Annotated in this window: 22 protein-coding genes; 7 read left to right on the forward strand and 15 right to left on the reverse strand. The window is 41.9% G+C overall.

Going from position 1 to position 22,140, the window contains the following annotated elements; all coding sequences use genetic code 11:
- The first annotated feature begins 124 nt into the window (after positions 1-124).
- Positions 125-1,159, forward strand: a complete 1,035-nt coding sequence (locus tag ADH52_RS05315) for a S66 family peptidase (protein WP_049510490.1) — start codon at positions 125-127, stop codon at positions 1,157-1,159.
- A gap of 105 nt (positions 1,160-1,264) precedes the next feature.
- Positions 1,265-1,528: a SemiSWEET family transporter gene (locus ADH52_RS05320; protein WP_000166114.1), complete on the forward strand. Its 264-nt coding sequence runs from the start codon at positions 1,265-1,267 to the stop codon at positions 1,526-1,528.
- 84 nt (positions 1,529-1,612) lie between these two features.
- Here the strand turns inward: ADH52_RS05320 and ADH52_RS05325 are convergent, their stop codons facing one another.
- Genes ADH52_RS05325 through mutL form a run of 3 tightly spaced genes read right to left on the reverse strand, consistent with a single transcriptional unit; the run spans position 1,613 to position 4,745 of the window.
- The gene (locus tag ADH52_RS05325; protein ID WP_049510491.1) at positions 1,613-2,176 is read right to left on the reverse strand and encodes a DNA-3-methyladenine glycosylase I; all 564 of its coding nucleotides are present in this window, start codon (positions 2,174-2,176) and stop codon (positions 1,613-1,615) included.
- Between the two features lie 9 nt (positions 2,177-2,185).
- Positions 2,186-2,779 carry a Holliday junction branch migration protein RuvA gene (gene ruvA / locus ADH52_RS05330; RefSeq protein ID WP_049510492.1) on the reverse strand — a complete coding sequence of 198 codons (594 nt, stop codon included), beginning with the start codon at positions 2,777-2,779 and terminating at the stop codon, positions 2,186-2,188.
- A 16-nt stretch (positions 2,780-2,795) separates the two neighbouring features.
- Positions 2,796-4,745, reverse strand: a complete 1,950-nt coding sequence (gene mutL / locus ADH52_RS05335; protein ID WP_049510493.1) for a DNA mismatch repair endonuclease MutL — start codon at positions 4,743-4,745, stop codon at positions 2,796-2,798.
- 205 nt (positions 4,746-4,950) lie between these two features.
- Between mutL and ADH52_RS05340 the strand changes: the two genes are divergently transcribed.
- Together ADH52_RS05340 and ADH52_RS05345 are read left to right on the forward strand one after the other, a co-directional pair.
- Complete coding sequence (locus tag ADH52_RS05340; protein ID WP_049510494.1) at positions 4,951-5,391, forward strand: LytTR family DNA-binding domain-containing protein; 441 nt, start codon at positions 4,951-4,953, stop codon at positions 5,389-5,391.
- On the forward strand, positions 5,388-5,846 hold the full coding sequence (locus tag ADH52_RS05345) for a DUF3021 domain-containing protein (RefSeq protein WP_049510495.1): 459 nt from the start codon (positions 5,388-5,390) through the stop codon (positions 5,844-5,846). The genes ADH52_RS05340 and ADH52_RS05345 overlap by 4 nt, the downstream gene beginning before the upstream one ends.
- A 41-nt stretch (positions 5,847-5,887) precedes the next feature.
- Here the strand turns inward: ADH52_RS05345 and mutS are convergent, their stop codons facing one another.
- Positions 5,888-8,422 (reverse strand): DNA mismatch repair protein MutS, encoded by a 2,535-nt coding sequence (gene mutS, locus ADH52_RS05350; protein ID WP_049510496.1) that lies wholly within the window; start codon positions 8,420-8,422, stop codon positions 5,888-5,890.
- A 50-nt stretch (positions 8,423-8,472) separates the two neighbouring features.
- The gene (gene argR, locus ADH52_RS05355; RefSeq protein ID WP_001231476.1) at positions 8,473-8,919 is read right to left on the reverse strand and encodes an arginine repressor; all 447 of its coding nucleotides are present in this window, start codon (positions 8,917-8,919) and stop codon (positions 8,473-8,475) included.
- Positions 8,920-9,054: 135 nt separating this feature from the next.
- On the opposite strand from argR, the gene argS reads away from it, so the two are divergent.
- Both argS and ADH52_RS05365 read left to right on the forward strand, forming a co-directional pair.
- Entirely contained in the window at positions 9,055-10,746 is a 1,692-nt protein-coding gene (gene argS / locus ADH52_RS05360; RefSeq protein WP_049510497.1) for an arginine--tRNA ligase, read from the forward strand.
- Between the two features lie 328 nt (positions 10,747-11,074).
- Entirely contained in the window at positions 11,075-11,320 is a 246-nt protein-coding gene (locus ADH52_RS05365) for a hypothetical protein (RefSeq protein ID WP_000084858.1), read from the forward strand.
- Between the two features lie 166 nt (positions 11,321-11,486).
- Here the strand turns inward: ADH52_RS05365 and nrdI are convergent, their stop codons facing one another.
- The 5 genes from nrdI to ADH52_RS05390 all read right to left on the reverse strand — a co-directional run bounded on the left by nrdI (position 11,487) and on the right by ADH52_RS05390 (position 16,183).
- Positions 11,487-11,951 (reverse strand): class Ib ribonucleoside-diphosphate reductase assembly flavoprotein NrdI, encoded by a 465-nt coding sequence (gene nrdI / locus ADH52_RS05370; protein ID WP_004255033.1) that lies wholly within the window; start codon positions 11,949-11,951, stop codon positions 11,487-11,489.
- Between the two features lie 77 nt (positions 11,952-12,028).
- Complete coding sequence (locus tag ADH52_RS05375) at positions 12,029-12,562, reverse strand: ABC transporter permease (protein WP_049510498.1); 534 nt, start codon at positions 12,560-12,562, stop codon at positions 12,029-12,031.
- Positions 12,563-12,622: 60 nt separating this feature from the next.
- A complete protein-coding gene (locus ADH52_RS05380) occupies positions 12,623-13,909 on the reverse strand; it encodes a response regulator transcription factor (RefSeq protein ID WP_049510499.1) in 1,287 nt (428 codons plus the stop codon).
- 11 nt (positions 13,910-13,920) lie between these two features.
- Entirely contained in the window at positions 13,921-15,591 is a 1,671-nt protein-coding gene (locus tag ADH52_RS05385) for a sensor histidine kinase (protein WP_311519704.1), read from the reverse strand.
- A complete protein-coding gene (locus ADH52_RS05390; RefSeq protein WP_045612386.1) occupies positions 15,569-16,183 on the reverse strand; it encodes a YesL family protein in 615 nt (204 codons plus the stop codon). Before ADH52_RS05390 ends, ADH52_RS05385 begins: the two co-directional genes overlap by 23 nt.
- A gap of 134 nt (positions 16,184-16,317) precedes the next feature.
- Between ADH52_RS05390 and ADH52_RS05395 the strand changes: the two genes are divergently transcribed.
- A complete protein-coding gene (locus tag ADH52_RS05395) occupies positions 16,318-16,887 on the forward strand; it encodes an MptD family putative ECF transporter S component (protein ID WP_033685599.1) in 570 nt (189 codons plus the stop codon).
- A gap of 28 nt (positions 16,888-16,915) precedes the next feature.
- Here ADH52_RS05395 and ADH52_RS05400 read toward each other — a convergent pair whose 3' ends face one another.
- From ADH52_RS05400 to ADH52_RS05420, 5 genes are all read right to left on the reverse strand, one after another.
- Positions 16,916-17,608 (reverse strand): methionine ABC transporter permease, encoded by a 693-nt coding sequence (locus ADH52_RS05400; protein ID WP_000444647.1) that lies wholly within the window; start codon positions 17,606-17,608, stop codon positions 16,916-16,918.
- Between the two features lies 1 nt (position 17,609).
- The gene (locus ADH52_RS05405) at positions 17,610-18,671 is read right to left on the reverse strand and encodes a methionine ABC transporter ATP-binding protein (RefSeq protein WP_049510500.1); all 1,062 of its coding nucleotides are present in this window, start codon (positions 18,669-18,671) and stop codon (positions 17,610-17,612) included.
- Positions 18,664-20,037, reverse strand: coding sequence for a M20 family metallopeptidase (locus tag ADH52_RS05410; protein ID WP_049510501.1), 1,374 nt, complete (start codon positions 20,035-20,037; stop codon positions 18,664-18,666). Before ADH52_RS05410 ends, ADH52_RS05405 begins: the two co-directional genes overlap by 8 nt.
- A 96-nt stretch (positions 20,038-20,133) precedes the next feature.
- Positions 20,134-20,988 carry a MetQ/NlpA family ABC transporter substrate-binding protein gene (locus ADH52_RS05415; RefSeq protein WP_020901827.1) on the reverse strand — a complete coding sequence of 285 codons (855 nt, stop codon included), beginning with the start codon at positions 20,986-20,988 and terminating at the stop codon, positions 20,134-20,136.
- A 153-nt stretch (positions 20,989-21,141) separates the two neighbouring features.
- A complete protein-coding gene (locus ADH52_RS05420) occupies positions 21,142-21,972 on the reverse strand; it encodes an amino acid ABC transporter substrate-binding protein (protein ID WP_020901826.1) in 831 nt (276 codons plus the stop codon).
- Positions 21,973-22,140 lie beyond the last annotated feature (168 nt).

Consider the following 22,140-nt stretch of genomic DNA (forward strand, 5'->3'; position numbering starts at 1 on the left):
AATGAAAATCAAAGAGCAAACTAGGAAGCTAGCCGCAGGCTGTACTTGAGTACGGCAAGGCAAAGCTGACGTGGTTTGAATTTGATTTTCGAAGAGTATCAATCTATTTCTAGGAGGATGAGATATAGTTTCTACTATTGGTATTGTTAGTTTATCTAGTGGCATTATCGGAGAGGACTTTGTCAAACACGAAGTGGACTTGGGTGTCCGACGTCTCAAGGACTTGGGACTCAATCCTATCTTTTTGCCTCATTCGCAAAAAGGATTAGACTTTATCAAAGACCATCCTGAAGCTCGTGCAGAGGATTTGATTCATGCCTTTTCTGATGATAGCATCGACATGATCCTATGCGCCATCGGTGGAGACGATACCTATCGCTTACTACCTTATCTTTTTGAAAATGACCAACTACAAAAGGTTATCAACCAAAAAATATTTCTTGGCTTCTCAGATACAACCATGAACCATCTCATGTTGCATAAACTAGGTGTTAAAACTTTTTATGGTCAATCCTTTTTAGCAGACATTTGTGAATTGGACAAAGAAATGCTAGCCTATAGCCTTCACTACTTTAAAGAATTGATTGAGACAGGAAGAATCTCAGAAATTCGCCCTAGCAATGTTTGGTATGAGGAACGAACTGATTTTAGTCCCAAAGCTCTGGGGACACCTCGTGTCAGTCATACAAATACTGGTTTTGAGTTGTTACAAGGAACTGCCCAGTTCGAGGGGAAAATCCTCGGTGGTTGCCTCGAATCCCTCTACGATATCTTTGACAACTCTCGATACGCAGATAACACGGAGCTCTGTCAAAAATACAAACTTTTCCCTGACTTGTCAGACTGGGAAGGAAAGATCCTCTTGCTAGAAACAAGTGAAGAAAAGCCTGAGCCGGAAGACTTCAAAAAGATGTTGCGAACTTTAAAGGACACTGGTATATTCGAGGCCATCAGTGGACTCCTGGTCGGAAAACCTATGGATGAAACTTTCTATGACGACTATAAAGAGGCACTATTGGATATCATTGACAGCAATATCCCGATTCTCTATAATCTGAATGTCGGCCACGCAACTCCAAGAGCCATTGTCCCCTTCGGAGTTCACGCCCATGTAGATGCAAAGGAGCAAATCATTCGCTTTGACTATAACAAAAAATAAGTAGTTTCTCTATTTTTGTGCTTTTGTATTGGTTTTCGTTACAATTTGTATCTGAATTTATTGCATTTCGCTAATTTCTATGATATCCTTTTGAAGGAGGTGTATATGACAAAACAAAAAATTAATCGAATCGTAGGTTCTATTGGTGCCTTTATTGGAATTATAGTATTTATTGCCTACATACCTCAAATTATCGCTAATTTACAGGGAAATAAAGCTCAACCATTTCAACCTTTATCAGCTGCAATATCTTGCTTAATCTGGGTTATTTATGGATGGACAAAGGAACCTAAGAAGGATTGGATACTAATCATTCCAAATTCAGCTGGTGTTATTTTAGGTGGAATCACTTTTCTGACTTCACTCTAACAAATCTAATAGTATATATAAAAAGCTGGGAAAAGTTTCTCAGCTTTTTTCTATATTCTCAGATATTCTAGTTACCTATACTCACTAATTCCCGCTTTTCCACGCACAATCATTCTCGTGGTCATCAACTAGCCCTGCAGCCTGTAGAAAAGACAAGACGGCGACTGGGCCTGTGAACTTGAAGCCTCGTTTTTTGAGATCTTTGGCCAATCTTTCAGACAAGGGTGTTTTAGCTGGGGCTTGGCGGTAATCGGGAATATCGTTAACGATAGTTTTCCCCTCAACAAAAGACCAAAGATAGGCATCAAAAGAGCCATATTCTTCCTGTAGTCGTAAAAATGCTTGGGCGTTAGCGCGTGTAGCAAAAATCTTGGCTCTATTCCGAATGATGGCTGGATTCTCCAGCAAGGCTTCCAACTCGGTGTCGGTCATGTCTGCCACCGCTTGAATTTGATAGCCATGAAAGGCTTCTCGGAAAGCTTGGCGTTTGTTGAGCACCGTTTCCCAAGACAGTCCTGCCTGATAGGTTTCCATGCACAATAACTCAAACAATGCTTGGTCATCATGGAGGGACTGGCCCCACTCCTCATCATGATAGGCGATATAGAGAGGATTGGTCATCTTGACCCACGAGCAACGTTTTGTCATGCTCTGCTCCTATTTGACCAACATTTTAAGGGCCGACTTGATATAGTTCTCAGCTGTATCTGTCGTTCCTTCAAAGAATTTCTTGATTTTTTTAAGTTCGGTTTCCTTGTAGCCCAGTGCCAACATGGCTTCCATAGCTTCTTCCAGTTCTTGGTTTTCAGTGCTTGCTTGTACTGCCACCTTAGCAGGAAGTTCATCTCCAGCAACTACTACCTTGCCTTCCAAGTCCAGCACCATCTGCTGGGCTGTTTTCTTACCAATTTTAGGAAACTTGGTCAAGTAGGTGATGTTCTTGGTTTCGATGGCTTGAACCAAGCCAGCATTGTCATCGGCAGCGATAATAGCAAGAGCTGACACCGGACCAATCCCAGAGACCGAAATCAAGCTGAGAAAGAGTTTTTTCTCATCTTCTGAGCGAAATCCATAAAGCAGATGAGCGTCCTCACGCACGACTTGATGCACATAAATCTGAGCCTCCTGATTAACCTGACCTGAATAGGCATAAGGATTGGCCACATGCAGTATATAACCAATACCATTGGTTTCAAGAACAATGTATTTAGCAGTAATTTTGGTAATGATTCCTTTTAAATATTCGTACATAGTTTTCCTTGTTAGTTTAATATTTCCCCAATTCACGAAGACTAGTGTGATTTTCCTGAATGCGTCGGAACATTTTTTCCATATCCGACTTGGTGAAATGCACCAAAACAGGACGTCCGTGAGGACAGTTATAGGGATTGTCACATTGAGAGAGCTGATAGAGGAGCTGTCTAGCCGAATGGTCATCGATACGATGATTGGCTTTGATAGACCGTTTGCAGGACATCATAATAGCCAACTCTGCTCGGTATTTCTTGATAGAAACTTCCTTGGTCAAAAGGAGCATGTCGCACATCTCATAGATGCCTGATTCAATCTCTTCTTCTGCCATCCAAATAGGATGCTCTCGAAGGATAAATTGATTTTCCCCGTACTCTGCTAGAAAGACCCCAACTTCCTCCAAAAGTGCCATTCTTTCCTTGAGACGCAGGGCATCATCCACTGGAAATTCAAAGATGTAGGGCACTAGGAGTTGCTGCTGGCTCTGGTCAACATCGCCAATGCTTTCACGATATTCCTCATACTTGACCCGTTCCTGAGCTGCATGTTGGTCTATGATGTAGAGCCCATCTCGTCCCTGTGCAAAGAGATAAGTCCCGTGCATTTGTCCGAAAAACTCCAACTCTGGGAAGCTGGATGATTCTTCTCGCTCCAGCTTGTCATAAGCCTTATCAAGACTGGCTAAATCTAGCTCTGGATGGTCTAGTTGGTCATAATTAGCAGGCTTTCTCTCTGCAAAATGCAGTTTTGCTGGCTTGGTCAATTGGTCCAAGGTTTCCTTGGCAAACAAGGTCAAGTCTTGTCCTGCATCAGTTAATTCAACCTGATAATCAGCCACCTCAGCTTGACTAGGTTTTGTCGGCTCAGTCTTCTCATAGTAGAGCGTATTTTCTTTGAGAGGGAGAATGGTCTGCTCCACCTTTTGACGATTGCGCACAGTCGATTTGGCAAGATTTTCCAAGGCATCAGGTATCAAAGTTTGCTCCTTGAGACTATTAGAAATAGCTTCTGAGACCAGGGTCATCAGTTCTTTTTCCTTGGAAATCCGCACCTCTTGCTTGGTTGGATGCACATTGACATCCGCTAGATAAGGGTCGATATGGATGTGAATGACAGCCAGTGGAAAACGTCCCACCATGAGCTTACTTCCGTAACCATCTAAAATAGCACGATTGAGTAAAAAGTTCTTGATATAACGGCCATTGATGAAGAGACTGATATAGTTGCGATTAGCTCTAGTTAACTCAGGCAAGGACACAAAGCCAGAAATTTCGAAATCAAGGTCAGAATTTTCAATTTCAATCATCTTCTTGGCGCTAGCTAAACCGTAAATCCCTGCGATAGCTTGGCGCAGTTGACCAGTCCCTGCTGTCCGTGTCATTTCCTTGCCATCACTAATCAAGCTAAAAGAAATCTCAGGATGGGCCAAGCCCAGACGGTTGACAATATCAATGATATGAGACAACTCTGCTTGCTGACTCTTCATATACTTGAGGCGGGCAGGCGTGTTGAAAAATAGATCCTCCACACAAACCTTGGTTCCCACAGGACTAGTCGCTGGGACGACTTCTTCAACTTCTCCCCCACGCGCGACTAGCTTGATTCCGTGACTTGCGCCCTCAACTGCTGTCAAAAGAGTTAAAACGCTGACGGATGCGATAGAAGGCAGAGCTTCACCACGAAAACCAAGCGTCCGAATTCGAAAGAGATCTGCCTGATTTTTTATCTTACTGGTCGCATGACGACGCAGAGCCAGCTCTACCTCATCGTGGGCAATTCCATGACCATTATCTGTGATTTGAATCTTCTTGAGACCAGCTTCCTCAATCTCAATGATAATCTGACTAGAACCCGCGTCAATGGCGTTTTCTACCAATTCTTTGACCACACTGGCAGGACGTTCAATGACCTCTCCTGCCGCAATCTGGTTTGCCAGCACCTCTGGCAATTCAATAATATGAGACATTTTTCAGCCCCTTTCTGTATCTATTTTCCTAGAAATTGATTAGTGCTATTATACCATATTTCAGATAGGACAGAAAAGCTCCACCACATAGGATACAAATCCCTCCACATAGACAAAGTCCCTTGCTAGGTGTCGTAAAATAGTGTTTAATAAAGGTGTACAAGAAGTGATCACAATTTTGTATGAAAAACAAGGAGAGAAATTTATGAAAGTAGAACTACAGATTAGTGAAACTTACGAAGAGGAAAAGCTGATTGTTCAAGCACCTCAGCCGACAGATAAAGTCCAGAAAGTCATCGAGTTCGCAGAAAATCTTGACCAAAAAGAAACAATCAAAGGAAAGATTGATGATCAAGTCTATCTAGTTAAGGTTGGTAAGATACAACGCTTCTATATCGAGAATCGGAAGGTTCTAGCAGAAACGGCGAGTCAGACCTACAGCATTGATTTGCGACTCTATCAGGTCCTTGAAATTCTGCCAACCAATTTTATCCAAATTTCCCAATCAGAAATCATCAATATCGATTACATCTCTCATCTCAAGCTCACCCCCAACGGCCTAGTAGAAATTTTCTTGAAAAACGAAAGCTTCACCTACTCTTCACGCCGTTACCTAAAAACCATCAAGGAGAAATTAGAACTATGAAAAAACAAGTATTTCACGATGCAGCCACTGGTGTTCTTATCGGCCTCATCCTCTCTATCATCTTTTCACTCATTTATGCACCAAATACCTACGCACCACTAAGTTCCGACTCTCTCATCGGCCAAGTGATGGCTCAACATCAGGTTCACGGTGCCCTGGTCTTGCTCTACTGCACACTGACCTGGGCAGCCATTGGTATTCTCTTCAACTTTGGCAAGCGATTATTCAGCCGTGACTGGAGCTTGCTCCGTGCAACTCTGACCCATTTCTTCCTCATGCTAGTAGGCTTTATCCCATTAGCAACCCTAGCAGGTTGGTTCCCCTTCCACTGGATTTTCTATCTCCAGCTCATTCTTGAGTTTACAATTGTCTACCTCATCATTTGGACTATTTCCTATAAAAGAGCATCAAAAAAAGTAGACCATATCAATCAACTCTTGGAGCATAGAAAGTAATAGCAATAATCCCACTCACAAATGCATGAGTGGGATTATTTTTATAGTTTCTGTTTTAACTCGACCAAAACATTCATAGCCTGCATAGGTGTCATATTGTAAACATCCAGTTTAGCTAATTCTGCTAGGATAGGATGCTCTTCTGCCGTATCAAAGAGTGAAATCTGTTCTGTGACAGCACTTGTTTGTCTCATGGGAGCAGAACTCTCTGTTCCTTGATTCTCTAGCTGAGTCAAAATCTTATCCGCCCTTGCTAAAAGGTCTGCTGGTAAACCAGCAATCTTGGCAACATGGATACCGTAGGATTTATCAGCTGGACCTGGTTCAATCTTGTGAAGGAAGGTGACCTGCCCATCCTGCTCCAAAGTTGCCACGTGGACATTGACCAAGTGTTCCAAGCTAGACTCCAGACTAGTCAACTCATGGTAGTGGGTCGCAAAGAGGGTCTTGGCTCCGATATGTTCATGGATGTATTCGATGATGGACTGAGCAAGAGCCATACCGTCATAAGTTGCAGTTCCACGTCCCAATTCATCAAAGAGAATCAAGGAATTTTTGGTTGCATGCGAAATGGCATTATTGGCCTCCATCATCTCCACCATGAAGGTTGATTGACCTGAAACCAAGTCATCTGCTGCTCCGATACGGGTAAAGATAGCATCAAAAATAGGTAAATAGGCGCTTTCTGCTGGCACATAAGAACCCATCTGGGCCATAACCGCCGTCATGGCTAACTGACGCATGTAGGTAGACTTCCCGCTCATGTTTGGCCCTGTAATTAGTTGAATACTGGTATCTTCTGCCATCTGAATCGTATTGGGAATATAGGTCTGAGCCCCCATGACCTTTTCAACGACAGCATGGCGCCCTTTCTGAATATCAATTCGCGAATCATCTCCGAATTCAGGTCGAATCAAATGCTGGGTTTCAGCCACAACCGCCAGACTCTGTAAGACATCAACTGTCGCAATTCCTTGAGCTAGAGCCTGCAAACGCTGGATGTACTTGCTGATCTCTTCACGAATACGCATAAAAATTTCGTACTCTAGATTAGCTGACTTCTCACGCGCCTCAAGCATATCTCCCTCGATACGGGCTAATTCTTCGGTGCCAAAACGTTCTGAGTTTTTCAGCGTCGCCTTGCGGAAAAAGTGAGCAGGCACATTTCCCAGTTGCGAATTGGTTACATGGAAATAGTAGCCATCCTTTTTATTGTAGTCAATCTTAAGCGTGCTGATACCAGAGTTTTCTCGCTCCTTAGCCTCAATCTCAGCAATCCAGCTAGTCCCTTCTCTGAGAACGCGACGGTACTTGTCTAAAGTCTCATCAAATCCAGTGCGGATAATACCACCTTCTGTAATCACATGAGGAGCTTCAGGAGCAATCGCTGCGCTAATCAAACTCTCTAACTCAGGGATTCCATCCAGTTGTTCAATGAGATAGGCTAGAGCAGGTTGCTCCATCCCTTCTAAAATCGCACGAATCCGTGGTACGCTAGACAAGGTAGTCGCCAACTGCAAGAGATCCTTGGGATTGGTTTTGCCAAAAGAAACACGACTAGCCAAGCGTTCAATATCATAAACACCCTTGAGACTGTCTGTCAAATCACTGCGCTCAAAGAAATGGTCGAGGAAGACCTGCACCACTTCTTGGCGTTGGATGATTCGCTCCTTGTCAATCAAAGGACGATGAATCCAAGAACGTAACAGACGCATACCCATTGCCGTCTTAGTTTCATCTAAAAGCCAGAAAAGACTGCCTTGCTTCTTGCCCGAACGGGCATTCTCAACCAAATCCAGACTAGCCTTGGTCGCATAATCCATCTGCAAGAAATCTTTGATTTCATAGCGGATAACAGGCTTGAGGTGGTTCAATTCCCTCATCTGAGTCCGATGAACATACTGAAGCAGTTTACTAGACGCCGCTTGCTCCACCGCTGCCAATCGTGAATCCAGCAAATGAAGGTCCTCAAAGCCTTCTTTTTCATAAGAGAGCACCAGATTCATCTGGCGACTGAGGATTTGTTCTTCCTCCTCAGACAAGTCATAACCCAACACCACTTCTCGCGCCTTAAGGTTACGGACTTCCCCACAAACCAGCGTGAAATCCAATAAACCTGTCACATAAAAGTCACCGGTCACCAGGTCCATATAAGCTAGACCAAATTGATTGCCTTCGCGGTCTATAGCAACCAAAAAATTATTCTGACTGTCCGGCTTACTACTGTCGACCACTGTCCCTGGCGTAATGACTTGAACAACCTCTCGTTTCACAACTCCAACAGCTTGTTTAGGATCTTCCATCTGCTCTGCGATAGCTACCTTATAGCCCTGCTCAATCAAGACATCGATGTACTGTTGAGCAGAATGATAGGGGACACCCGCCATAGGAATCGGATTGTCGGCATTCTTGTTGCGACTCGTTAAGGAAATCTCCAGAATCTGCGCAGCATTGACCGCATCCTCATAAAATAATTCATAAAAATCACCCATCCGAAAGAGCAAAAAAGCATCTGGATATTGCTTTTTAATATCCACATACTGTTGCATGCCGGGTGATAGCTTTTCTGTCGTCATTGTACGTCTCTCCTTGTCAAAAATAAGTCTTGAGAGCAACTCCCAAGACCTTACTTATCTTTCATCAAATCTAGCAAACGATCTTCCATGAGTTTGGCAACGTGCTGGTCTCGACAAATGACCAATAAGGTATTGGCACCAGCAACTGTTCCTAAAATCCATTCATCCTTGTTTGCATCTACAATATTTGCTAAAACAGAGGCTTCGCCCAATTTGGTATGAAGTACCAAGGTAAACTCTGCTCTTGCAACACCTTCTAAATGATGAGACAAAAATTCCACCAAATCAATCTTTTCTGTCTCATTTGCTAGTACATAATACACCATATCATTTTTCTTGACCTTGGTCAAGCCAATTTCGCGCAAATCACGAGACAAGGTTGTCTGCGTCACAAAGACATTGTGCGCCTCCAACCGATCTTGAATTTCTTTTTGTGTACTTAATTTCTCCTCAGTAATCATTTTTTTTATTAACTGATGACGATCTCTTTTTCTCATAAAATCCTCTTATATGCATATTTATAACTAATTTTATAACTATATTATACCAAAAAAATAGGAGATTTCAAAAATTTTTTCTTCTTTCTTTAAAATTGTGATAAAATAGTAGAAAAGTCCAAAAAGGAGCTCTTAATGAATACAAAAGAATTGATTGCTAGCGAGTTGGCTAGCGTCATTGATAGCCTGGACCAAGAGGCTATTTTAAATTTACTGGAAACCCCTAAAAACTCAGAAATGGGAGACATCGCTTTCCCTGCTTTTTCTCTTGCAAAAGTCGAACGTAAAGCACCTCAAATAATTGCTGCTGAACTGGCTGAAAAAATTAACAGCCAAGCCTTTGAAAAGGTTGTCGCAACAGGACCTTACGTCAACTTTTTCCTTGATAAATCTACCATTTCTGCTCAAGTATTACAAGCTGTTATCACTGAAAAAGAACACTATGCTGACCAACATATTGGCAAGCAAGAAAATGTTGTAATCGACATGTCTAGTCCGAATATCGCTAAACCATTCTCTATTGGTCACCTGCGCTCAACTGTTATCGGAGATAGCTTGTCACATATTTTCCAAAAAATCGGTTATCAAACCGTCAAGGTCAACCATTTGGGAGACTGGGGTAAACAGTTTGGGATGTTGATTGTTGCCTACAAAAAATGGGGCGACGAAGAAGCTGTAAAAGCTCATCCAATCGATGAACTTCTTAAACTCTATGTCCGCATCAACGCTGAAGCTGAAAATGACCCTAGCTTGGATGAAGAAGCACGCGAATGGTTCCGTAAACTTGAAAATGGAGACGAGGAAGCTCTCGCTCTTTGGCAATGGTTCCGTGATGAAAGTTTAGTGGAATTTAACCGCCTTTACAATGAACTGAAGGTTGAATTTGACAGCTACAATGGAGAAGCCTTCTACAACGATAAGATGGATGCAGTTGTAGACATTCTTTCTGAAAAAGGCCTTCTTGTTGAATCAGAAGGTGCCCAAGTTGTCAACCTTGAGAAATATGGAATTGAACATCCAGCCCTCATCAAGAAATCCGATGGTGCAACTCTCTATATCACACGTGACTTGGCTGCAGCCCTTTACCGTAAAAATGAATACCAATTTGCCAAATCTATCTATGTCGTTGGCCAAGAACAATCTGCCCACTTTAAACAGCTCAAAGCCGTCTTGCAAGAGATGGGCTACGACTGGAGTAACGATATTACTCACGTTCCTTTTGGTTTAGTTACAAAAGAAGGAAAAAAACTCTCTACTCGTAAAGGGAATGTCATCTTGCTAGAGCCTACTGTTGCAGAGGCCGTTAGTCGTGCCAAAGCCCAAATCGAGGCTAAAAATCCTGAATTGGAAAACAAAGACCAAGTAGCGCATGCTGTTGGGGTTGGAGCCATTAAATTCTATGACCTCAAAACCGACCGTACAAATGGATACGACTTCGACCTAGAAGCTATGGTATCCTTCGAGGGTGAAACTGGACCTTATGTACAATATGCCTATGCTCGTATCCAATCTATCTTACGTAAAGCGGATTTCAAACCAGAAACAGCTGGCAACTATAGCTTGAATGATGCTGAAAGCTGGGAAATCATTAAACTCATCCAAGACTTCCCACGTATTATCAACCGTGCGGCAGACAACTTTGAACCTTCTATCATTGCTAAATTTGCAATTAGTCTGGCTCAAGCCTTCAACAAGTACTATGCACATACACGCATCTTGGATGAAAGTCCAGAACGCGACAGCCGTCTAGCCCTTAGCTACGCAACCGCAATCGTTCTCAAAGAGGCCCTTCGCTTGCTTGGAGTAGAAGCGCCTGAGAAGATGTAAATCGCCAAAGTTACTTGATTGCAGAGCAATCTAAGTAACTAACGCCAAATCCTATTCGGACTTTGGCTAGGCGCTTCACTAGTTTTAGGACATAAATATGATTGATTTATGTCCTAAAACGTCGTAATCTTAAAGTTATTGGAACTAAAGTTCCTAATTGTTAGACGCTAGCCGCTTATATGCGGACTAGCTAACTGCTTCACTAGTCATGGCCCCCTAGATATAATCGATTTAGAGAACATGACGTCGAAACTATGGTGATTTGGTTAGGCGCTTCACTAATTCAATCTACTCACTACTACTTCTTTATCATACAGGGAGATATCCTATGAGCCAATATGCTTATATCCTCGTTGTGATTAGTTTGGTTTTCCTTTTTCTGCTCAATAAGTACGAGAAGGAGAGACTGCAAAAACTCTACCAAGAACAACTTTTAAAGGATGAAACATTTAGGACTGACATCAAAGAGAAAATTCACACAACTGAAAACATCAATGATGTCATTGCTTACATCAATAAAACTTATCACCTAGGAATGTTGCTATCAAAAGACATTACAGATCAATTGAAATAATCAAAAACCGAGAAGAAAGCTTCTCGGTTTTTTTAGGGCATAATTTTTATCTTCCAACTATAGCAAATAACATTTATATTAAAAATTTTATAGGTAATTTTCATCTCTGCTATAGAGGGGGATATAATAAGTTCTTTCTTCTAATGATTGAAAGATTGGTTTCAGCTTAACTTTCCAACTCATACAAATCTGCGATAATCGCTGCGACACGTTTGATATCTCCCAGCATACCTCGCATTTCAAAATCAGCCAATACAGGGAAGCCAAAACGTTGACTATATTGCTTGGCTGTCAGGCAGTATTGGTTATTAAAGTTACGATTTCCTGAACCAACCACACCAAAACACTTACTAGCATTGTCACCATAGGCGATAAAATCCCCCACGGGTGTCGTCAAAATCTCAACATCTCCGTTATCCACGCCATTCCCACCTTCGAGATAGGTCGGCAAAAAAGCGACATAAGGATGGTCCATTTCATAGAAATCTTGGCCTTCTTTGACCAAATCCTTGATATGAATCTTTTGAACCTCAATTCCCTCGTACTGGGACAAGAGATAATCTTTCAAGCGCGTCACAAAACTCTCAGTGTTTCCACTCAGACTGATATAAACTAAAGAAATTGTCTTCATATGTACCTCCATGATTTTATCTATAATCGAAAAATAACTACCAAGATTGTATCTTGATAGTTATGCTTTGTCAACTCTTAGGCAAGTTCTTCCTCTTCTTGAGTTTCTGTCAATTCTTTTTGCTGACGCCACATTTTATAGAAGACGATTGCTAGGAAGATAACATTGAGTACGATCCCAAAAATAGCAGAACCTTTGGCACCAAGCTCCGCTCCTATACGGATGTTAGGGTCTGTAAAAAGTAAAACCGCATCCTGAACGCCGATAAAGTTGTAGATAGAACCAACGATGGCAACGAAGACATAAGCAAGATAAGTGTAGTTAGCCAATTGGATGTTTTTACGAACAAGGAAAACCAAAGACACAACCACCAGAATAACAGATAAGACAACCAAGAGAATGTTGAAGATAGAATGACCATGCTCCGATACCTTAATGGTGTAAGCAACGAGCTCCTTAGCATAAGTAGCATTAACACCTGATGCTGATGTTTCTAGATTGTTCATACCCTCCGCAGTAGGTACTGGAGATATGATTCCAAATAGTGACATTGCTGAGAGTAAGGCTGAAAAAATCAGTAATACCCATAGATAGATTGGTTTCTTTTTCATAATAGAACCTCCTGATATTATTATCGATATTATAGCACTTTTTGTAAAGGGATACAAATATTATAGTGTGGTTTCCACCTGTTTTCGGTAGGCTTTTGGCGATTTTCCGCACAATTTTCGGAACACTTTATAGAAATATCCAACATTACTGTAACCAACAGCATAACAAATATCTTCAATACTGTCACTAGTTGAAAGCAAGAGCTGCTGGGCAGCCTTAATGCGTTGTTTATTTAGTAACTCTGCGAAGGTCGAATTGGTTTCACGCTTAATCAACTGTCCCAGATAAACAGGATTGATAAAGAGATCCTTACTGATATCCTTGAGAGAAAGTTCTTTCTGATAATCACTCCCAATGACTTCTAGCACACTAACCACATTTTCATTCATCCGATATTGTCCAAAGAATCGAGTCAGAGTTTCCTTGATATAAGGAACCAATTCATCGAAGGTTTGAATAGCATGAATCGTTTTGACAATATCCGTCAAATCATCAGCCTTTAGATGTTCAAACAAATGAAAGACATCCATGACAAACTGGATAAAAAGCTGTTTGGTAATCGGAACACGCGGCGTATTTTCAAGAACCACCTTCTCCAAGAGATTTAACTCTTCTACGATTTGATTGAGATTCCCCTGAATGATAACCCTATAAATCGGTTCGTAGTAGGCAAAGAGACTCTCAGACCGTTGTAGATTTACAGAGCCGTAAAAGAGGGCTTTCTCAGCATTCAGCTTCCAGCGTTCAAAGTGTTCTTGATAGGGAGCTTCAAAGGGAGTAACGACTAAACCATCTAGGGGTTGGTCAGAAATGAAAATCTGCCAGTCTTGACCCAAGACATAGTAGGGAATGGTGAAAGAGCCTTGTTTTTCCTTGGATAGGCCTATCCACCAATTCTCCTTACCTCCTAGATAACTAACAAATCCAGCCTCGTCTAAATCTTGACTGAGGATCTGACTTTTCTTTCCTCTCTCGCCGAGCTGACCTGCAATCTTCTCCAGCAGATTTCCCAACTCTACCTTATCAACAGGTTTGACCAGATAGTCCACCACACTAAGGTTCATTGCTCTTTTTACATAATCAAACTCCTGATAACCTGAGAGCAGGATATAGGCAGCATCTGGTAAGATTTCTTTCATCTCCCGAATCATATCAAGCCCTGTTTTGTCGGGCATATTGACATCGGAAATGACTACATCGACGGGATTTTTCTGAACATATTCTAGGGCTTCATCGGCATGACTGGCTGTTGCGACGACCTCCATATCCCACTTATCAAAAGGAATCAAACGTTTCAGACCTTCTGTCACCATGTACTCATCATCTACTAATAATACTTTATACATTTTCTCCCTTTCTACTCATCTTGAATTGTAATACGATACTGAACACCTGCTTGCTCCGCAGACTCTATAGTAATGGCATAGCGATCCCCAAAATAGAGCACAAAACGCTCATGGACATTGACAATCCCGATAGACTGCTTTTGTTCACTATAACTGGCTTGGTGTTCAAAATGTCTCTGCCTTAACTTTTCTCGGATATCGACCAGCTTTTCAGTCGACATTCCACGGCCATTATCTACCACCAAAATTTCTACAAAACCAGCCTGTTTAAGCGCCTTGATGCTAATCACATTATCTGTCCGTCTGTGGTCAACACCATGCGCGAAATAATTTTCTACCAGCGGTTGTAAGGTAAACTTAGGAATCTTCATATTCTCTAACTCTGGGTCTATCTTGAAACCATAGGCAATGGACTTGGGATAACGAACCATGCAAAGATAACTATATTTACGACAAAATTCTAATTCCTGCTTGAGAAGAGTTTCTCTTTCGTCCGAAATATTATTACGCAACAGGCTACTGAACTCATAAATGATATCTGCCAACTCATCTTGACTTTGCATGACTGCGTACATGCGCAAGAACTCCAGCGTATTGTACATGAAGTGAGGGTTGATTTGCGCCTGCAAGGCCCGCATATTGGCATCTTTTTGACTAAGCTCTAACTGATAAATATCATGGATATTCTTTTCCAATCGATCCAACATATCATTGGTCGTCTCCGCGATTAGGAGCAATTCCTGATCCTTTTCAAGTGTGTCAATACGAAGACCTTCCTCTCCTTGGGCAATAGCTTGGATGGAATCCACTAAATCCACTACCTGCTTTTGATAATTTGAAAAAGTCTTCCTCAAAGTCAGATAGAGAATGACAATAAAGAGAAGGCTCAAACCCACAATCAAAGCAGAGCTGGCAACTGTTCCTTGTAAAACAAAGTTTTTAGGAACTGCCACCTGAACCTGATATCCATGAGAAGTCATACCAACAAACCAGTTCTCATGTTCCCTATTGACCCTCTCACCAATATGAAAAATCTCCGTATCAAATGGTGATGTCACAGTAACAGCCATCGGAATATGACCTCGGGTATTGTCAATGGCATGATATAAAACTTCTGGATCCAAGGAGATGTATATCACTCCTATAGATTGATCCGTTGCTGGATCCAGAACTGGAATTCCAAAACTATTGGCCTCTGGTTTAAAGGCCTCAGCAGGCAAGATATGACCACTTCTTTTATCCCTTGTTGAAACATAAACTTCTTTAAAATCCTGCAAGACGATTGCAACACCCGTTATAGAGTCATTTTGGACATAAAGATCATCAATATTTTCATACAGAGAAATAGAAGTTGACGAAGTTGCTTGATGCTCCAACAGCCAATAAAAATACTCAGAAGTTGACAGGCTAAAGTACTTATAAACCCCTTGTATCCGGTCTTGATTGGCTACTAAATCTTGCGCTAGTTGGGCTGACTCCCGATAATAATACTCCACCTCATCAACTGTTCGAGTGGTTACACGTTGGGCTACTCTTTGAGCTTCCTTTTCCCGTGAATCCCAGTCAGCGTAAGAGAGTAAGATTGCAAAACTCGCAATAATAATCATCATAACTGAACTGTAGGTTCTCAGAAGCGTATGTAGCCAAAACTGCTTCATTCTATTTTGTCGCCAATTTTTCATGGATACTTTCATAGACCGGTTCCAACATATCACTGATAAAGAAATGCCACATCCCAATTCCTACAAAGAAAAGTAGGGCAGGCATATAGTAACCAATTGCCACAAGTAGCACAGTTCCAAGGAGAACCTTGGCCACAGCTGCTAGACTCATAAAGATGCCAATCAAGGATAGTTTGAGACTATTTCGATAAGACAAGTCAAAATAAACTTGTAATTTCAAAGATACTGTATAAGCCAAAAACAGCAAGGCAACTACTAGGACATTCAAAAAGGTCGCAATCAAATGAACGATGGTCTGATGAGGCAATTGCACCAATAGATACAGGCCATAGACCAAAACTAGATCCACCCCTAAAAAGCTATAGAAAATCAGGTTGCTTGAGACGAAATTTTGCTTATAAAGAGACCACGCCTCCTTCAAACTGTATTCGCGAAAGCTATAGCCATGTTCTGCATACAGGCTCATCAAGGTTGCACTAGCCGGCGCTAGACCAAGGATAATCCCTCCCACCAAGGTTAATAGCCAAAAGAAGGCTGTCGCAATCATCCCTAAAAAGAAACGATTAAAGACAAAGTCTAAAAATCTCCCCATGATATCCCCCTAAAAATAACTATGAAACTATTATATCATATTTCAAGCGTTTTCAAAAACTTCTAGTATCCATTTACAATCCCATCAAACCATGGTACAATGAGAATTGTGAAAAAATTATCAGGAGACAATTCATGAAAAAATCTATCTTAACTACACTTCTTTTTGCAGTTCTTTACTTCCTCTGCATGGGGATTGGTGTCCTTTTGGGCAATTTCTTTGACCAAGCTGGAAACATGTTTTATGCGCCTGCCTTTACTGCCCTTTTCGGCGGTAGCGTCTATATGATCCTAGTCGCAAAAGTTCCGCGCTTTGGAGCCATTACCACTATCGGCCTTGTCATTGCCCTCTTTTTCTTGGGAACTAAACACGGTGCCGGTGCCTTCCTTCCTGGAATTATCTGTGGTCTCCTAGCAGATGCAGTAGCTAACCTCGGAAAATACAAGGACCAAACTAAGAATTTCCTTTCTTTCATACTCTTTGCCTTTAGCACATCAGGACCAATTCTAATCATGTGGATTGCACCCAAAGCCTATATGGCTACCCTCCTAGCAAGAGGAAAATCCCAAGAATATATCGACCGTATCATGGTCGCGCCAAATCCTGGAACCGTCCTTCTATTTATCGCAAGTATTGTCATCGGAGCCCTAATGGGTGCCTTGATTGGACAAGCCTTGAGTAAAAAATTGGCGCAGAAAATCTGATTACTAAAAAAGAGCCACACGGCTCTTTTTATTTATGGCTCAATTTTTTGGTCAAGAAATCTCCCAAAAATTGGATTGCAAAGATAATCAAAATGATAATGATGGTTGCCAAGATGGTCACATCATGATTGTAGCGGTTAAATCCATAAGCGATGGCCACGTTACCGATACCACCAGCTCCAACTGCACCGGCCATAGCTGTTTCCCCAACAAGGGAAATCAAGGTCACAGTCGTCACACGAATCAAATCTGGAAGACCTTCTGATAGGTAAACACCCACGATATCCCAGAATGTCGCTCCGCTCGCTTGAGCTGCCTCAATGACACCACCATCCAGTTCAGCCAAGACAACCTGTACCTGACGGGCAAAGAAGGCAAAGACTGCAAAAGATAGCGGTACGATAGCCGCATTTGGTCCGATACTTGTTCCTACGATTAGATGAGAGAAGGGTGACAAGACTGCCAAGAGAATGATGAAAGGAACCGCACGGAAAATGGAGGTAATTTTGTCTAAAATCCAGAAAACGACTTTATTTTCCAAGACACCACCTGGCGCTGTCAAGACAAGGAAAAGACCTGCAACTAGTCCCAAGAAACCTCCGATGATGAAGGAAAGAACTGTCATATAAAGGGTTAGGTAGATGGCTGTTCCCCAGCCTGCTTGACCAGCCCAGCCCATTTTATAAACATTTGGTAAATAGGTTTGAATCAATGATTCCATCTTACTGTCCTCCCTTCAATACTTTTAGTTGTACGCCTGCTTGACGAATGGCATCTTGAGCACCTGCCAACGCTGCTTTTTCACCTGACAAGACCACAACCAATTCTCCAACAGGAGTACCATCGAGGATTTCAATATTTCCATAGAGGATATTAGCCGTTACTTGATAATGCTTGTACAATTCATTCAAAAGTGGCTCGTCTGTTGAAGCACCTGCATACTTGAGTTGCACCAAAAGGCTGTTTTCAGACAGATGTTCCACGATTTCTTGCTTCTCGATTTTGACCATGGCTTCGTCAATACCTGTAGCTGTTGAGATAAAATCTTGAGTCAAAGGTTGTTTAGGGTCTGAGAAGATTTCAAGCACACTACCCTCTTCAATCAAATGCCCATCCTGCATAACTGCCACACGGTTGGCAATGTCTTTGACAATCTGCATTTCATGCGTAATCAGGACAACAGTCAAGCCTAATTTTTGGTTCAAATCTTGCAACAAGGCCAAAATTTGCTTGGTTGTCTTCGGATCAAGGGCAGAAGTTGATTCGTCTGAAATCAAGATTTTTGGATCATTTGCCAAGGCACGCGCAATGGCTACACGCTGTTTTTGCCCTCCAGATAGTTGTGAAGGGTAGTTTTCAGCACGGTCTGCCAAGCCAACCAAGTCCAACAACTTAGCAACTTTAGCTTTCTTTTCTTCCTTGCTGAGTCCAGAGTGTTTGAGGGCAAAGGCTACATTCTCCTCTGCCGTCTTTTGACTCATGAGGTTGAAATGTTGGAAAATCATTCCGATATCCTGACGTTTACGACGCAACTGCTCTGCCGTCAAGGTCACCTTACCATCAAAAATCACATCGTCGTCAATGGTAATTTTGCCCGCAGATGGCTTTTGCAAGAGGTTAATCACCCGCACAAGGGTTGATTTCCCTGCTCCAGAATATCCAACGATTCCGTAGATATCCCCTTCTTGGATGTGAATGGTCACATCCTTGACCGCCGTGATGGTTCTCTTCTTTTGGTGAAAAGTCACATCGATCTGATCTAACTTGATAATATCTCTACTCATAGCTTCTAATCAGCTCCTCTACTAATTCAATATGGGTGTAGTAATCGGCGATTCGCACGTTCTCATCTCCACCGTGGTCTCGGCTATTGGCATTCCCTAAACCGAAGGCCACCATTGGCACCTCTAGGGCATCAAAGACCGTATGCATAGGCCCTGTCCCTGCTGTCGTCGGCAAGACTGAAACGCCCTGTGGATAGAATTTCTTGGCCAACTCGATTACATTGAGAATGGCTGGTGCGCTCATATCGCTTCGATAGCTCATCTCTCCCAAGGTATAGTATAATTCTACCTTATCAAAGCCATTTTTGTCTAGCTGTTTCCGAATTTTTTCCAGAACATCATGCGGTTCTAGACCAGGAACCAAACGAACCTCTAGCTTGGCACTGGCTTCTGCAGGTAAAATCGTTTTGACTCCTTGTCCTTGATAACCTGACTGAATCCCTTCGATATTAAGAGCTGGTTCAAAAAAGAAACGTTTTAGAAAGGCCACGCGGTCCTCTTGTAAGAGAGGCAATTCCAAACCATAAATCTGGCTGATTTCCCCTGGATTACGTTGAGCGTAAGTATCCACCAAGTCCAATTCCCGTTCATTTGGCTCTTGTACTTCTTCATACAAGCCTTCAACCAAGATACGACCATCTGCAGCGCGAAGAGACTGTAAGGCTTGAAGAAGATACCACGGAGCTGATTCCACAACCCCACCATAACTAGAGTGGATATCCACATCAGCACTTTTTACCTTGGCATCGAAGGTCACAATCCCCTTATTTCCACCAGAAATTTCTAACTGCTCCAAGGCATTCTTGGTCCCTTGTTCCCAGACCAACAAATCCGCACCACGGAGTTTATCAGCATGTTTTTCCAGATACTTATCTAGGTCTGTTGAAGCCGATTCCTCCGCTCCTTCCATGATAAAACTGATATTGACAGGCAGGTCATCGTGGTGCTGCATGTATTTTCTCAAAGCACTCAAACGAGCCGTGATATGACCCTTGTCGTCATCAACCCCACGCCCATACATGAAGCCATTGCGGACCGAAAGCGTAAAGGGCTCCTCTGTCCAGACCTGATCCCCATCCGCTGGCACAGTGTCATAGTGGTTATAGAAAATCAAGGTCTTGGCATCTGGACGCGAACTCTTGAAATGCGCCATGACAAAGGGCGCTGTATAAGTCTCATCAATCTCCACTTCAGCCCCCACACGCTTGAAAATCTCACCAAGATAATTTGCGACTTCCTTGAGTCCAACCTGCTGGGCAAAGACCGATTTCTTAGAAATCAGGGTACGCAAAACCTCAAAATAATGCTGGGCCACATGATCCTTTTCAAATTTTTCAATCTGTTCTTGTTCACTAGGAAAAACCATTTTCTCTCTACCTTTCTATGAACTACTCTTCCTGACAATCCATGCTCTATACAAAAGCAAGAGGTGGAATTTTCTCTCCCACCTCCCTGTTTCTTATTACCAAACTGGTTGATCCAAACCGTCTGATGTTTCTTCGATAACTTTTTTCACTTCATCTGTGTGGTAAGCTGCGATCACTTTCTTGATAGCATCAGCCTTAGGTGATGATTCCCAATCTTTTTTCGCAACGATGATGTTGTACCATTGTTTTGAGTTTTCATCAGCTTGTTCTTTGAAAAGTGCTTTCTTGTAGTCCAATTTTGCTTCTGTAACGAAGGTATTGTTTACAACGGCAGCGTCAACTGATGACAATGAACGAGCTGTTTGGCTAGCGTCCAATTCAGTTATTTTCAAGTTCTTTGGATTTTCTTTGATGTTAGCAACTGTTGCAAGAGCAGTTCCTGAAACGTCCAATTTAATCAAGCCAGCTGATTGAAGCAAGTAAAGCGCACGGCTTTCGTTTGTAGCATCGTTCGGTACAGCGATTTCTCCGTTTGCTGGGATGTCTTCTACTTTAGTGTACTTGTTGTCACTTCCATTCAAACCTGAGTAAAGGCGAATTGGAGAGATGTAAGTATCTGCAATCGCTACAAGGTCTTTTCCGTTTTCTTTGTTCCAGTTGTTCAAGAAGTTGTAGTGTTGGAAAGCGTTCAAATCTACTTCGCCATCAGCAGTTGCCTTGTTTGGTTGTGAGTAGTCTGTGAACTCTGTAAATTCCAAAGTAATACCGTCTTTTTTAACTAATTCTTGGACTTTATCCCAACGAGCTTCTTCAGAACCGCTACGGTTAACCGTTGCGATTTTGATAGTTGTTGCATTATCTGCTTTCTTTTCTGAGTTTCCGCAAGCTGCAAGAGTCAAACCTGCGACTGTAGCAAGGGCTGCTACACCAAGCCATTTTTTAATTTTCATGATTCTTTCTCCTTAAAAATAATACCGTACTAGTATCTCACAATTTGTTTGATTTCACAAATTGTTATTAGATAGTCAGATATATAGCTTAAAACTATATCACTAAAAATTGAGAAATCACCCACCTTACTCAGAATGGATGATTTCAAGAAATTATTTAATATCAGCTTCTGCTGGTAGATAAGTGTCTCCGAAGAATTGTTTAGACAATTTTTCAAGGGTTCCGTCTTTGTAGAGTTCTTGGATGCGTTTGTCTACAAATGTTTTCAACTCATCTTGACCTTTGGCAAGAAGTGGGTAAACGTAAGGTTGTTGGTCGCTTGGAAGTTCGATAACTTTCAAGTTGTCCAAACCTTGGTTCTTGATAACTGTTTCAACACCGATTTTATCAAAAATCTTGTAGTCAAACTGGCCATCGCTCAAACGTCCCATGATTTGTTGGAAGTCAGCTCTAGTATAGTTAAGGACAGTTGGATTATCTGAGTGTTGTTTGTTGTAGTCTTCTAACTGTTTAGCAGATGTTGTCCCTTGAACAACTTCTGTTGATTTTCCACCGATATCATCAAGCGATTTGATGCTAGAATCATCTTTTTTCACTACAAGAACGTTAGGGTTTTTAGCGGTTGGCGCTGCGTAAAGGTATTTTTCAGCACGTTCTTTAGTGTAGCTGATGTTGTTAACGGCCATTTGGTAACGGTCAGCATCAAGTCCTGCAAAGACACCTGACCACTCAGTCTTCTCAAACTTGACATCATACTTGTCAGAGTCTTTAAAGATAGCGCGAACCACTTCAATTTCATAACCAGTCAATTCACCATTTTCTTCATAGTTGAATGGTTTTGGTGAAGCATTGGTTGCAACGATAATTTCTTTCTTGCTAGCTGCTTCTCCTTCTTTCTTAGCACCACCTGAACAAGCTGCTAACACACCTGCAGCAACAAGGCCTAAGGCAGCAAGAGATGAGTATTTAACGATTTTTTTCATGTCATTTCCTCCAAAATAGAATACCTTATAATCTTAACAGAAAAAGAGCATTTACGCCATTATATGATATCTATCTCTGTGATAGGTTTTCTTTATGGCTAATTTATACTCAATGAAAATCAAAGAGCAAACTAGGAAGCTAGCCACAAGCTGTACTTGAGTACGGTA

This window comes from Streptococcus pseudopneumoniae (assembly GCF_001072665.1).
Lineage (GTDB): Bacteria > Bacillota > Bacilli > Lactobacillales > Streptococcaceae > Streptococcus > Streptococcus pseudopneumoniae_S.